The 14,089-nt window shown below is 67.9% G+C and carries 9 protein-coding genes; 8 read left to right on the top strand and 1 reads right to left on the bottom strand.

Annotated elements, in window-relative coordinates:
• The first annotated feature begins 21 nt into the window (after nucleotides 1-21).
• The 5 genes from LuPra_RS28315 (at nucleotide 22) to LuPra_RS28335 (ending at nucleotide 7,255) form a co-directional block, all read left to right on the top strand.
• A complete protein-coding gene (locus tag LuPra_RS28315) occupies nucleotides 22-897 on the top strand; it encodes a sugar phosphate isomerase/epimerase family protein (RefSeq protein WP_157899792.1) in 876 nt (291 codons plus the stop codon).
• Nucleotides 894-3,650 carry a PVC-type heme-binding CxxCH protein gene (locus LuPra_RS28320; RefSeq protein WP_234800593.1) on the top strand — a complete coding sequence of 919 codons (2,757 nt, stop codon included), beginning with the start codon at nucleotides 894-896 and terminating at the stop codon, nucleotides 3,648-3,650. The genes LuPra_RS28315 and LuPra_RS28320 overlap by 4 nt, the downstream gene beginning before the upstream one ends.
• 1 nt (nucleotide 3,651) lies before the next feature.
• Nucleotides 3,652-4,767: an alcohol dehydrogenase catalytic domain-containing protein gene (locus LuPra_RS28325; protein WP_110173879.1), complete on the top strand. Its 1,116-nt coding sequence runs from the start codon at nucleotides 3,652-3,654 to the stop codon at nucleotides 4,765-4,767.
• Between the two features lie 176 nt (nucleotides 4,768-4,943).
• Nucleotides 4,944-5,741 (top strand): alpha/beta hydrolase, encoded by a 798-nt coding sequence (locus tag LuPra_RS28330; protein WP_110173880.1) that lies wholly within the window; start codon nucleotides 4,944-4,946, stop codon nucleotides 5,739-5,741.
• The gene (locus tag LuPra_RS28335) at nucleotides 5,738-7,255 is read left to right on the top strand and encodes a Gfo/Idh/MocA family oxidoreductase (RefSeq protein ID WP_110173881.1); all 1,518 of its coding nucleotides are present in this window, start codon (nucleotides 5,738-5,740) and stop codon (nucleotides 7,253-7,255) included. The genes LuPra_RS28330 and LuPra_RS28335 overlap by 4 nt, the downstream gene beginning before the upstream one ends.
• A 277-nt stretch (nucleotides 7,256-7,532) precedes the next feature.
• On the opposite strand, the gene LuPra_RS28340 is transcribed toward LuPra_RS28335, so the two are convergent.
• Nucleotides 7,533-8,147: a phosphatase PAP2 family protein gene (locus LuPra_RS28340; RefSeq protein WP_110173882.1), complete on the bottom strand. Its 615-nt coding sequence runs from the start codon at nucleotides 8,145-8,147 to the stop codon at nucleotides 7,533-7,535.
• Nucleotides 8,148-8,431: 284 nt separating this feature from the next.
• On the opposite strand from LuPra_RS28340, the gene LuPra_RS28345 reads away from it, so the two are divergent.
• The 3 genes from LuPra_RS28345 (at nucleotide 8,432) to LuPra_RS28355 (ending at nucleotide 13,883) form a co-directional block, all read left to right on the top strand.
• Complete coding sequence (locus LuPra_RS28345) at nucleotides 8,432-9,655, top strand: DUF7948 domain-containing protein (RefSeq protein ID WP_157899793.1); 1,224 nt, start codon at nucleotides 8,432-8,434, stop codon at nucleotides 9,653-9,655.
• Complete coding sequence (locus LuPra_RS28350) at nucleotides 9,652-12,621, top strand: DUF11 domain-containing protein (RefSeq protein WP_110173884.1); 2,970 nt, start codon at nucleotides 9,652-9,654, stop codon at nucleotides 12,619-12,621. Before LuPra_RS28345 ends, LuPra_RS28350 begins: the two co-directional genes overlap by 4 nt.
• Nucleotides 12,622-12,719: 98 nt before the next feature.
• On the top strand, nucleotides 12,720-13,883 hold the full coding sequence (locus LuPra_RS28355; protein ID WP_110174911.1) for an AAA family ATPase: 1,164 nt from the start codon (nucleotides 12,720-12,722) through the stop codon (nucleotides 13,881-13,883).
• The last annotated feature ends 206 nt before the right edge of the window (nucleotides 13,884-14,089 follow it).

The raw sequence follows: 14,089 nt of genomic DNA on the forward strand, positions 1-14,089 counted from the left end.
AAATTGTGCAATTCTCTCCCCGTGCCCCAATCCAGACGTTGCTTTCTCGCCCTCGGCGCGGCCGGACTCGTGTCGGCCGCTCGGCCCGTCTTTGCCAGCCGGCTGGTCGCGCCGGCGGCGGCGTTCAAGGTCGGCATCACCGACTGGAACCTGCGCAAGGAGGCCAATCCGGAGTCGTTCGCTCTCGCAAAACAACTCGGCTTCGACGGTGTGCAGGTCAGCCTCGCTGCAGGCCGTGGCAAGGACCGCGGTCCGATCTCGTCCGAGGTCGTGCAGCGGTACCGTGCCGAGTCGAAGCTACACGGCCTGCCGATGACCTCGACGTGCCTCAACATCCTGCACACCAACTACCTGAAGTCGGATCCGCTCGGGCCCCAGCGCGTGTCCGAAGGGATCGCGCTCACGAAGGCGCTCGGCCTCGAGGTGATGCTGCTGCCGTTCTTCGGCGACGGCGCGATGAAGACGCCCGCCGAGATGGACAGGGTCGGCGACTTGCTGCGCGAACTCGGTCCTGATGCACAGAAGGCAGGCGTGATCCTCGGCCTCGAGGACACGATCTCGGCCAAAGACAACGTGCGCATCATGGATCGCGCGAAGTCGCCCGCGGTCCTGACGTACTACGACGTCGGCAACTCCACCGGCAATGGCTTCGCGGTCGTCGACGAGATCCGCTGGCTCGGCCGCGATCGCATCTGCGAAGTGCACCTGAAGGACAACCCGCACTTCATGGGCCAGGGCAGCATCGACTTCCCCGCGATCGTCGACGCGCTCGCGGACCTGCAGTTCAAGCGGTGGGCCGTGCTCGAGACGCAAGCCCGGCCCGATTCGCTGGACGACGACCTGCGCAAGAACCTCGCGTACACCCGCGGGCTGATGGCGGCGCGAGCGAAGGCATGATGCGGGGTGCACGCCGCGCGGCCGTCGTGGCGATGATGCTGCTCATCGCGATGACGACGCCGCGCGGCGAGCAGGTGCGCCAGGGGACCGCCCCCTCCCAGCCAGCGGCGAAGGCGCCGCAGGCACCGCTGCCCCGTCTCGACAGGACGACAGAAATCCCGCTGGCGTTGTTCACGGTGCCGGAAGGCTTCGAGGTCACGTTGTGGGCCGGCGCGGACATGGTTCGCAACCCGACCAACATCGACGTCGACCGCGACGGCCGCATCTGGGTGGCCGAGGGCGTGCGCTACCGCAAGCACCACGCCCGACAGCCCGCCGGCGATCGCATCGTCGTGCTCGAGGACACCAACGGCGACGGTCGCGCGGACGCCTCGCACACGTTCGTGCAGGAACCCGCGCTGGTCGCGCCACTCGGCGTGGCCGTCATCGACAACAGGATCGTGGTGTCGCAACCGCCGGACCTGATCGTCTACACCGATGTCGATCGCAACCAGCGCTTCGACCCCGCCGTGGACCGCCGCGAGGTGCTGCTGACGGGATTCCAGGGCATCAACCACGACCACTCGCTGCATTCGGTGACCGTCGGCCCCGACGGCAAGTGGCTCTTCAACTCGGGCAACATGGGGGCGCGGTTCACGGACCGCTCCGGCCGGACGTTCACGTCCATCGGTCCCTATCGTGCCGATCCGATCGGGCCCTGGACGTGGCCGCACGACGCCGCGAAATGGGCTGGCACGCGCAGCGACGATGGCCACGTCTACGTTGGCGGCTTCATGGCGCGGATGAACCCCGACGGCACCCAGGTCGAGATCATCGGGCACAACTTCCGCAACAGCTACGAGCAGTCGATCACGTCGCTCGGCGACGTCTTCCAGAGCGACAACGACGACCCGCCCGCCTGCCGCGTGAGCTGGGTCATGGAATACGCGAACTTCGGTTTCGCCTCCAACGATGGCCAGCGGACGTGGCAGGCCGACCGGCGTCCCTGGCAGTCGGTGCCGATGGCCGAGTGGCGCCAGGACGACCCCGGCTCGACACCGGCGGGCGACATCTACGGCGGCGGCTCGCCGACGGGCACCGCGTTCTACGAGAACGGCGCGCTCGGCGAGGCGTGGCGCGGCACGTTCTTCGCCGCCGAGCCGGGACGCAACGCGATCTTTGCGTACCAGCCGGTCCGCGACGGCGCCGGCTTCCGCCTCGAACGGCGCGACTTCTTGACCTCCAATCGCGAAGAGCGGTACGCCGGCACCGACTTCTCTGGCGGCCCGGGGACCACCACCGCCGAGATCGCGACGTTGTTCCGTCCTTCCGACATCGCCGTCGGCGCTGACGGCGCGCTCTACGTGAGCGACTGGATCGACCCCATCGTCGGGTTCCACGAGGACCTGGACGACGCGGTGTCCGGGGCGATCTACCGGATCGCGCCGAAGGCATTCGCCGCGCGGACACCGGCGCTCGATACCGCGTCGATCGACGGACTCGTCTCGGCGTTGCGATCCCCGGCCGTGAACGTGCGGGCGATCGGCTTCGAAGGACTGCAGGCACGAGGGGCCGCCGTCGTGCCCGCGGTGGCGGCACTCCTCGACGACTCGAACGTGTACATCCGGAGCCGCGCCCTCTTCCTCTTGTACCAGCTCGGTCCCGAAGGGCGCGCGAAAGCCGGTGCACCGGATGCCTACGCCGACGCGTCGCTGCGGATCGCGGCATACCGCGCGATGCGCCGGGCCGGCGAGGACATCACGCCGATCGCCGCGCGGCTCGCGCGCGACACCGATGCAGGTGTGCGTCGTGACGTCGCCTTGTCGATGCGCGACCGCGCTGCGGAGCTGGCCCTGCCGATCCTCGCCGACGTCGCCCGCCGCTTCGACGGCCTGGACCGCAGCTATCTCGAAGCGCTGGGCACAGGGGCGACGCACAAGGAGGCGGCGCTCTATGACCTGCTGCGCCGCGAGATGGGCACCGGCGATCCGCGCGCGTGGTCGGACGCCTTCGCGTGGATCGCGTGGCGGCTGCATCCACCGACGTCGGTCGACGCCTTTGCCCGCCGGGCCGCGGCAGCGGCGTTGCCGATCGACGCGCGGCGCCGCGCCATGGATGCGCTCGCATTCGTGCACACACGCGCGGCAGCCACGGAAATGGTGGAACTGGCGGCCTCGGAGGGCCCACTGAAGGAGTCCGCCACGTGGTGGGTGCTGAACCGGACATCCAACGACTGGGCGGATCACGACCTGCTGCCCACCCTCAAGCGCCGCGGCATCTTCGACCCTGATACGGTCAGGCTGCAGAGCGTGATCGTCCCGCCACGCGATACCGCCGTTCCTGTCGTCTCGCTGGCCGACGTGACCTCGCGGACCGGTGACCCAGCTCGCGGCAAGGATGGATTCGCGCGCTGCATGATGTGTCACGCGATGGGCGGTGTCGGCGCCGAGGTCGGTCCCGCGCTCGATGGCTGGACGCGTGGCAAGTCACTTCCCGTGATCGCCGCGGCGATCATCGACCCCGATGCGGGCATCGCCCATGGCTATGCGGGGACCACGATCAGGACGACAGACGGGCTGACGATCCAGGGCCTCCTCATCAAGGAGGGCGACCCGCTCATGGTGCGCAGCATGGGCAACGTGACGCAGGTGATCCCGGCGTCACGCGTCAAGGCCCGCGAGCGGCTCACGCGATCCCTGATGATGGACGCCGCGCAACTCGGCATGAGCGCGCAGGACGTCGCTGACGTCATTGCCTTCCTGAAGGCCCACTGAGATGGCCGTCACGCGCGCGGCGATCGCGGACGGCGCCGGCGCATTCGTCATCGACGACATCGACGTATCGCCGCCACGAGACGACGAGGTCCTGGTCGAGATCCGCGCCGCGGGCATCTGTCACACCGACCATGCCTCGCTCTGGTGGACACGACCGCTGGTGATGGGTCACGAGGGCGCGGGCGTCGTGCGTGAGATCGGGTCTGGCGTGTCGCACGTCCTGCCCGGCGACGCTGTGGTCCTCAACTGGTGCATCCCGTGTGGCGAATGTTTCCAATGTCGTCGCGGCGAGACGGTGCTGTGCGAGCGGAGTCGACCCGCCCATGTAATGGAGCGATCATCTGGGCACGCCCATGCCGAGGGCACACGATGGCGCGGACGGCCCATCGACCGCTCGTTCAACATCGGCACGCTCTCGGGTCTCACGCTCGTGCGCAAGGAGGCCGTCACCCGGATCCCTGACGGCGTGCCGTTCCCCGTGGCGGCGATCACCGGGTGCGGCGTGATCACAGGGGTGGGATCGGCGTTGAACGTCGCACACGTGCAGCCTGGTGAGAGCGTCGCGGTGCTCGGATGTGGGGGCGTGGGGTTGAACGTGATCCAGGGCGCGCGGTTGGCCGGCACGAGTACGATCATCGCGATCGACTCCAACCCGGCGGCATTGGCGCGTGCGCGACAGTTCGGTGCCACGCACGCGGTGCTGGCGGCGAGGCTGGACAACGGCGAGGAACTGGACATGACCGCCACCGTGCGGGCGCTCACAAGCGGCCGGGGCGCCGATTACGCGTTCGAGGCGACCAGCGTGCCTGGCCTCGCTTTCAAGCCACTACAGCTGGTGCGCGATGGCGGCATGGCGCTGCAACTCAGTGGGATCAACGACATGGTGCAGGTGCCGATGCCGTGGTTCATGTGGAACAAGCGCTACGTCACGCCCCTCTACGGCGGCTGCGTGCCGGCGCGCGATTTCCCCCGCATCTTCGGGCATTACCTGGACGGAACGCTGCAACTCGACGCGCTGGTCACGCGCACCTACCGCCTGGAGCAGCTCGGGGAAGCGCTCGACGACATGCTCGAGGGACGCAATGCCAAGGGCGTCATTGTCATGCCTGATGCCTGAGGCCTGATGTCTCAGGTCTCAGGTCTCAGGTCTCAGGTCTCAAGCCTCAGGTCTCAGGTCTCAGGTCTCATGTCTCAAGCCTCAGGTCTCAGGTCTCAGGCGTCAACCCGGTTCCCGGTTCCCGGTTCCCGGTTCCCGATTCCCCATTCGCGACTCCCGATTCCCGACCGAGCAGCATGCCGCCCTTCCGCACCATCGACATCTCCGACCCGCGCTTCGAGGCGGAGGGACTTCGGCACGTGACGGTCAAGAGTCCGTCGCTGCGCGGTCGCGGCGATCTGACGGTCTGGGCGCCGGCGGGGGTGACACCGGTGGCACTCGTGGTTCTCCTGCATGGTGTCTACGGCAGCCACTGGTGCTGGGCGCTCAAGGGCGGCGCGCATCGGACGGCGAGCCGGTTGATTGCCGCTGGCCTCGTCCCACCGCTCGCGTTGGCCATGCCGAGCGACGGCTTGCGCGGCGATGGCACCGCCTACATGCGGCATGGCGACGGCGCCGACTACGAGCGCTGGATCCTCGACGAAGTGCCGGTCGCGGCACGCGCGGCGTTACCCGGCCTCGACGCATCCGCGCCGCTCTGCCTTGCCGGCCTGTCGATGGGCGGATTCGGGGCCTTGCGGCTCGGTGCCAGGCACTCCACACGCGTGCGGGCGATCTCGGGTCACTCGTCGATGACACACTTCGGGCAGATGGCACGGTTTGTCGAGGAGGATCCGGCCGCGTTCGGGACGTCCGCCGCGGAAGCGTCGGTACTCGACGCGATCACCGCCGCCGGCAGGCAGCTGGCGCCGCTGCGGTTCGACTGCGGCCTCGAAGACGCACTGCTCGAGTTCAACCGCGACCTGCATCGCGCGCTGCAGGCGCGCGGTATCGGCCACACGTACGAGGAGTTCCCCGGCGGCCACACCTGGCCGTACTGGGAAGCGCACCTCGATGACACGCTGCGTTTCTTCGGAAAGGCTGTTCGCCCATGACGATCCCGCGTCGCGAGTTCCTCAGCCGCCTGGCCACCGCATCGGCAGTCACCATCGTCCCGCGCCGCGTCCTCGGTGGTCGCGGCTACATCGCTCCGAGCGACATGCTCCTGATCGCCCAGGTAGGCTGCGGTACGCAATCGTTCCGCCAGGTGAGTACGAACCTGGCTCGCCGCCCCGACCTGCAGTTCGTGGCGGTGGTCGATCCCAACCGCAGCAGCGACGACTACGTGGACTGGAGTCCCTTCGGCGTACGGGCGACGGTCCGCCGCTTTCTCGGCGATCCCACATGGTGTGAAGGCGATCGCGCCACACGCTGCGGGCGCGAGGTGGCCAAATCGGTGATGGAGACCTGGTACCGCAAGGAGAACCGGCCCGCCGCCGGCATCCGCGCCTACGAGGACTTCCGCGAGATGCTCGATCGCGAGACCGACCTGCAGGGCATCGTCAACATCACCCCCGATCACCAGCACGGCCCGATCAACATCGCGGCGCTGCGTCGCAATGTCGCAGCCATTTCGCACAAGCCCGTCGCCGCGACGATGCACGAGGTACAGCGCACGCTGGCGGCCGCGCGCGAAAGCCGCGCCCCGTCGCACCTGCTCGCGTACAGCAACAGGCCTGACCGCCACACGCTGGCAGCATGGATCGCGGCTGGAGCGATCGGGACCGTTCGCGAGGTACACAACTGGACCGATCGCCCGTTCTGGCCGCAGGGCATGCAGGGCTATCCGGTGGACACGCCGCCCGTGCCGGACGGTTTCAACTGGGCGCTCTGGCAGGGCGCCGAGCCGGATCGGCCCTACAACCCTGCATACACGTTCTCGGTGTACCGCGGCTGGTATGCCTATGGGACCGGCTGCCTTGGCGACATGGGGCACTACAGCCTGTGGCAGCCGTATCGCATCCTCGAGCTCGCTGTGCCGGAATGGGTCGAGGCGCGTCCGAGCAACGACGCAAGCGTCGGCGCGAACCGGGTCAGCGGCGGCGGCGAGGTGTCGCAGGTCGCCTTTCCCAAGGCGAGCAGCGTGCGCTGGCGGCATCCCGCGACAACCCGGAGGCCCTCTGTCGATACGTTCTGGTACGACGGCGGCATGAAGCCGCCGACGCCGGACGCACTCATCGAGGACGGTGAGGATTTCGCCGCGGAGGGCATGCTGATCGTCGGCGACGCGGGGGCCATCCTGTGCGACTTCCGCGCCAACGCGCCGCGCCTGATTCCGAAGAAGCGCCACCAGGCGTTCGAGGGATCGGTGCCGGTGCCGTCGTTCGACGCGACGAGCGCCGACGACGAGTGGGTCGGCGCGATCAAGCGTGGTGGGAAGTCCAAGGGGAGCTTCGAGGCGGTGGAACCGCTGGCGCAGGCAGTGGCGATGGCCGGGATCGCATTGCGGGTGCCGTACAAGCGCCTGTCGTGGGATGCCGGTGCCGCCCGCTTCACGAACTCGGAGGAGGCCAATCGACTGCTGCGGCGGCCCGCGTGGCGCCAAGGCTGGGACACGCTGGTCGGCTAGATACAACCAGGCCGACAGGGAGAATGCCGCAATGCCGGGAATGCCGGGAATGCCGGGAATGCCGAACACGGCCGCCGGCCTGGTCGGCGCTCAGGGTCTTGCCACGGAAGAGCCTCGCTTGTCCACACCGACTCGGCGCAGCTTATTGGCCTTCGGTTGAACCAGACAATGACGGCACGGGCCGACAAGGCCCGTGGCGATGTTCGGCATTCGGCATCGCAGCATCGCGGCATTGGCACTCGGCCTGACGCGAGGCGAAGTCCACGCGTCAGGCCGATCAGTCGTCCAGCCTCGCGACAGTCATGTCGATCAGCGAGAACGTCGCCCAGACCAGGCCGAATGTCATCAGGATGTCGCTGGGCCAGTGCGCGCCCATGCGAATGCGTGCCCATCCGCCGAGCAGCAGCGCCACCCAGGCGGCGATGCACACCGCCAGCCCCGCGCTGCGCTGTCGCGTGCGGCACGCGTAGATCGCGACGGGCAACCACACGCTGAACCACGTGGTGGCAAACGTCGAGGGGAACGAGAACCCGCTCGACGGACGGACAACCTCGACGAACTCCGCGGTCGGTCGAGGTCGATGCACGACCTCCTTCAGCGGCTCGCCCGCATACCACCAGGCCGTGACGAGGATCACTGCGGTCACGAGTCCCCGCAGCCGTCCGCGCCACGTCGCAAGCATGACGCCGACAACAATCACGCCGTAGAGGGCCGGTCTCGTGCCCAATGACGTGATCGCGGCGGCAGGCCATGGCGGAATGCCCAGTTGCTGGACGAACCGCGCGACTTCAGGGTCGCCGGGCAGCCTCGACGTCAGCATGGCGAGCGGCAACACGAGGGCAATGACGATCAACGGGAGCAACCAGAGAGGGCGCGAGGACGATTTCGGCACGGCACATGGTAATTCCTCGTGGCCCTGAACGTCCCCGCCGCTCCTTGACGGATGCCTCGCACCGGCGTAGAAGAAGACCGTCCCACTTCGCGCAGTTTGCAACGAGCTCGAACGGTTCTTCAGAGCCCGATCCGGCGATGAAGAGCATTCGCCGCCTGGCGCCCCCTCCACGCCTACGGTCAGGATGCAGTCCTCCGTGCCCTTGGCAGGGCCCGCTCTCCGAGCGCGGCCCTGCCTGGTTCAAGCAGCGCGGTCCGATCCAGGCGTTCGTAACGGGAGGCGTGATGAGCAAGCGACGACAGGCAGGAAAGTGGCTGGTGGTGAGCTCGTGCTGTCTTGTCGTCGGGGCCTCGGGAATCTGGCGTCTATCCGCGACCTCCCCTAACGATCGACCGGGCACCACGAGCGGTGCCCGTGCCGAAGGCCACCGCCCCGATCGAACGCCGGTGCCAGCCAGGACCTTGATGCAGGTGGCCGCCACTCCACTGCACTTCGAGCGCAACGATGGGCAGGGGCCATCCGGCGTTCGCTTCATGGCACGCGGCGCCGGCTACTCCGTCCACCTGTCCGACACGGACGCGTCCATCCTCCTGACCAACACGCCGCGCGAGGGAAACGCGGACGCCAGGCATACCTCGGTCGTCCGAGCCAGGCTCGTCAGGGCGTCGGCGCCCTCGGCCGTCACTGGCGAGGCCGCCCTGCCGGGCACCGTCAACTACTTCCGTGGCAGCGACCCCTCGCGGTGGCAGCAGGACGTGCCGACGTTTGGCCGGGTCAGGGCTGCCGCGGTCTATCCCGGCATCGACGCCGTCTACTACGGTAGCCAGCGACAGCTGCAGTACGATTTCGAAGTCGCGGCGCACGCCGACCCATCACAGATCGCGATGGCCTTCGAGGGTGTGGAGCAGCTCGAGGTCGATCCCGGCGGAGACCTGTTGATCCACGTCGGTGGTCGCGTGCTCCGCCAGCAGCGTCCGTTCACGTACCAGGTTGGGCCGAACGGGCGACAGGAGATACCCAGCCGCTTCGTGATCGACGGCGAACAGGAGGTGCGCTTCGCGCTCGGCTCGTACGACACCGACCGGCCGCTCGTCATCGATCCGGTCCTGACGTACTCCAGCTACTTCGGCGGCGACAGCGAGGAGCGCGCGTACGACGTGGCACTCGGTCCGGGCGGCAGTGTCTACATCACCGGCATCACGGCCGCCCTGCCGGCGCTGCCCACGCAGAACCCATTCCAGCCGGGCACGGGCGGACAACCGGACGCGTTCATCGCCAAGTTCGAACCCGCCGGCGACTCGCTGTCGCTGGTCTTCTCGAGCTATCTAGGCGGCAGCGACCAGGAGAACAACGCCGGGCTCGACTACACAGGTGACATCGCCGTCGACGCGCCGGGACGGCCTACCTCACCGGCTCGACGCGGTCGGCCGACTTCCCGGTCACGCCGGGCGCCCAGGACCCGACCTTCGGCGGCAACAACACGTCGGACGCGTACTTCGCGCGCGTGAGCAGCACGGGCGCTTTGCTCTACGCCACGTACCTGGGCGGCCTCGACACCGACGTCGGCTCCGGCATCGCGCTGGGATCGGGAGGCTCGGCCTACATCTTCGGGTACACCAGTTCCGACGCCGTCACCGAACAGTCTCCGGTCACGGCCAATGCCTACGATCAGGTCATGACCGGTGGCAGCGATGCGTTCGTGGCCAGGTACACGGCGGCGGGTGCGCTCGACTACTTCACGTTCCTCGGAGGCAACGGCGGCGAAGCCTCCTTCTACAACGGCGGCATCGACGTCGATGCTGCGGGCAACGTCTATGTGGCCACCGACAGCAGCAGTGGGGCGGGCTTCCTTCCCGTGAACGGCTTCGACGCGACTCTGGGCAGTTCATCGTCGAGCGGGTTCTTCGTGAAGTTGGACACGACCCGTGTCGGCGCCGCGCAGGCCGTGTATTCGACCTACATCACCGGTACCAACGGCCAGAACTTTGTCTATGGCGTGGCCGCGACCGACACCGGCCTCGCATACATCGTCGGTGAAACCAGCACCACTGCGGGGTTCCCGATCAAGAACGCGGTTCAGCCCGCATATCAGGGTGGCAACCGGGATGCCTACCTGATCAAGGTCGACACGACCCTGACAGGCGCCGACTCGCTGGTCTTCTCGACCTACCTTGGTGGTGATCAGTCCGAGGCCGCCTACGACGTCGCAATTGACAATGCAGGCCGTGCCGTGGTCGCCGGCTACACGAACTCGGCGTCCCCGCAGGTCGTCACGAAGTTCCCGCTCGTGCAACCGGTGGCCAATTGCCCGACGTTCGTCCGGCTGACGCCGTTCGTGACCGTGATCGCCGCGGCTGGCACCGCCGTCGATTTCTCCACGTGCTACGCCTCGAGCCAGGGCTTCCATGGCGTCGCCACGACAGCGACCGGTGACATCTGGGCCGTCGGAAGCACCAACGACGACAGCACCAACCCGCCGACCGCCACAGGCGTGCCGATGGTCAATCCGGAGCAGGCGACCTACGGCCGTGGCTTCCCCGGGACCGGCGGCGGCATGGACGCACTGATGGTCAGGATTTCGCCTTCCACCGACATGGCGATCGCCAAGACGGCCGGCCCCAATCCCGTGCTCCCGGACAGCATCCTCACCTATACCCTGACGGTCACCAATACCGGCACCGAGGCCGCGGCCAGCGTCGTCGTCACCGACGCGCTGCCGGCAACGGTGGCGTTCGTGTCGTGCGTCGCCACCAATGGCGGCAACTGCGGAGTGGCTGGCAACACGATCACAGTCACGTACGGGACGATCGCCGTTGGCGCCGGTTCGGCCATCACGATCGTGGCCCGGGTGAATGCGAATGCCGGCGCCGCCACAACCATCTCCAACACGGCAACGGTCGCCAGCGCGACACGCGATTCCAATCTCGCGAACAACTCGGCCACCGCGCAGGTCTCCACGCCGACGCTCACGCCGACCGGCGACGCGGACGATGACGGCCTCACGAACGACTTCGAGACGCGCTACGGCCTGAATCCCTTCTCGAACGGCCCCGGAAACGGGCCGAACGACGACCCCGACGGAGACGGCCGCACCAACCTCCAGGAGCAGCAGGACGGCACGCATCCGCGCGGGTTCGTGATCACATACCTTGCCGAGGGCGCCACGACCGCGTCCTTCGAGACGCGGCTCGCCATCGCCAATCCGACATTGCTGCCGGCGCTGGTCGCGACGCGCTTCCAGAGGAGCGACGGCACGACCATCCGCGACTACCGCGTAGTGCCGCCGATGCGGCGCACGACCATCGACGTCAAGGCCGTCGCGGGCCTCGAAGCCGCGGAGTTCTCGACATTGATCGAAGCTGACGTCCAGGTGGTGGCCGACCGCACCATGACCTGGGGGAACGGCTACGGCAGCCACGCCGAACGCGGCATCCTGACCCGAACGGCAACGAAGTGGTACTTCGCCGAGGGCGCGACCCTGCCGAATTTCAACCTCTTCTACCTGATCCAGAATCCGAACACGCAGGCCGCGCAGGTGAGGGTCACCTACCTGCTGCCGTCGGGCGCGCCCCTGGTCAAGGACTACACCGTCGGTCCGCAAAGCCGGTTCAACATCTGGGTGAACAACGAGGGCCGAACCGACCCCACGCTCGGGCGGCTGGTGAACGCGGAGCTCTCTGCTGTCCTCGAATCCATCAACGGCGTGCCGATCATCGCCGAACGGGCGATGTATCTCGATCAACCCGGCCGCGCGCTCGGTGCGGGTCACGAGAGCGCTGGCGTGACCGCGCCGTCCACGCAGTGGTTCCTCGCCGAAGGCGCCACTGGCGACTACTTCGACGAGTTCATCCTGATTGCGAATCCACAGGCCTCGCCTGCCGCCGTGCAGGCCGAGTTCCTGTTCGCTAACGGCCAGGTAATCACGAAGACCTATACCGTCGGCGGCAACAGCCGCTTCAACATCTGGGTGGACATCGAGGACCCGCGGCTTGCCGACGCGGCGGTGTCCACGCGCATCACGTCCACCAACGGTGTGCCGATCATCGTCGAGCGCGCAATGTGGTGGCCGGGGCCGAAGTCGGACACCTGGCAAGAGGCGCACAACAGCCCAGGCGAAATCACGACGGGAACGCGCTGGGCGATCGCGGAGGGCGAGGTCGGCGGACCGCGCAACATCGAGACCTACGTGCTGATCGCGAACACGTCGGCGTTTGCCGGCACGGCGCGCGTGACGGTGTTGTGGGAAGACGGCACGGCGCCCTTGACGCGGACGTTCCCGCTGGCGGCCAACAGTCGTTCGAACGTGGCGCCCGCGGCCGACTTCCCCGAGACAGTGGGGAAGCGGTTCGGGATGCTGATCGAGAGCATCGGCACCACGCCGGCGCAGATCGTCGTCGAGCGGGCGATGTATTCCGATGCCGACGGCGTGCGCTGGGCCGCCGGCACCAACGCATTGGCGACGAAACTGCAGTAGCAGAATGCCTGATGCGTGATGCCTGGTGCTTGGTGCTTGCAACATCCGGCATTAGGCATCAGGCGTCAGGCATCAACCGATGTGCGATCCTCGGTGCCGTGCTCCAGGCGCTCGCTGTCGGCGACTACCGCTCCTTGCGCGACCTGGTGCTCGGCCTGAGACCGCTGACGCTCGTCACGGGCCCCAACGGTAGCGGCAAGTCCAACGTCTACCGCGCGTTGCGGCTGCTGGCCGGTGCTGCGCAGGGGCAGTTGATTACGTCGCTGGCGCGCGAAGGCGGGCTGGCATCCACCCTCTGGGCGGGTCCCGATCAACCCTCGCGGAGCGTCAGGGCCGGTGAGCATCCGCTCGAAGGCACCACGCGCAAGCGCGTCGTCAGCCTGCGCCTCGGCTTTGCGGGTGACACGTTCTCGTATGCGATCGACCTCGGCCTGCCGACGCCCTCGTTGTCAGCGTTCGCGCGCGAGCCCGAGATCAAGCGCGAAGTGATCTGGACGGGTGCGACCTATCGACGTGCATCCGTGCTCGTCGACCGCCGCGGTGGACTCGTGCAAGGACGCAACGCCGAAGGCGAGTTCGACGTCATCCTCCAGGACTTGCCCAGCTTCGACACGATGCTCACGCACTACGCCGACCCGCTGCGCGCGCCAGAGGCGCTGCAGCTGCGTGAGCAGATGCGTGGCTGGCGCTTCTACGACCAGCTGCGGACCGACCGTGATGCACCGGCACGACGGCCACAGGTCGGCACGCACACGCCGGTGCTCGGCGACGAAGGCGCCGACCTCGCGGCGGCCCTGCAGACCATCGACGAGATCGGCGATCGTGACGCCCTGCACACCGCGATCGACGATGCGTTCCCCGGCGCTCGAGTCGAGGTGCTGACCGGGGACGGGGCGTTCGAGGTGACACTGCGCCAGCAGGGACTCCTCCGCCCGCTCCGCGCGGCGGAGCTGTCGGACGGCACGTTGCGCTACCTGCTGCTGACGGCCGCGCTGCTCACGCCGCGACCACCGGAGCTGCTGGTGCTGAACGAACCGGAGACGAGCCTGCACCCGGACCTGCTGCCGGCGCTGGCCCGTCTGGTGACGGCGGCGTCGGCCTCCTCGCAGGTCATCGTCGTGTCCCATGCGCCGCGCCTGATCGACGCCCTCGCCTCCGAACCCGCGTGCGACCTCGTGGCGCTGGAGCGCAGGCACGGAGAAACCGTCGTATCAAACATCGCCTGGCAGGAGCAGCCGCCGTGGAAGTGGCCGGGCAGGTAATGCCTGATGCCTGATGGCTGATGCCTGGCGGCAGTGCCCAGACCCACTTGCTTTCAGAGTGAGCCGCGGTCGCGCCTTACGAACGCCCACAACAGCAGGGCGCCGAAGAAGAGCAACACCAGTTGAGGTATCTCGATTGGTTGCGTCATTCAGTGGTCTCCCGAGATCGTCCAACCACAGCGCGATGGCCGGTTTCGCCGCAGCGC

This window comes from Luteitalea pratensis (assembly GCF_001618865.1).
Lineage (GTDB): Bacteria > Acidobacteriota > Vicinamibacteria > Vicinamibacterales > Vicinamibacteraceae > Luteitalea > Luteitalea pratensis.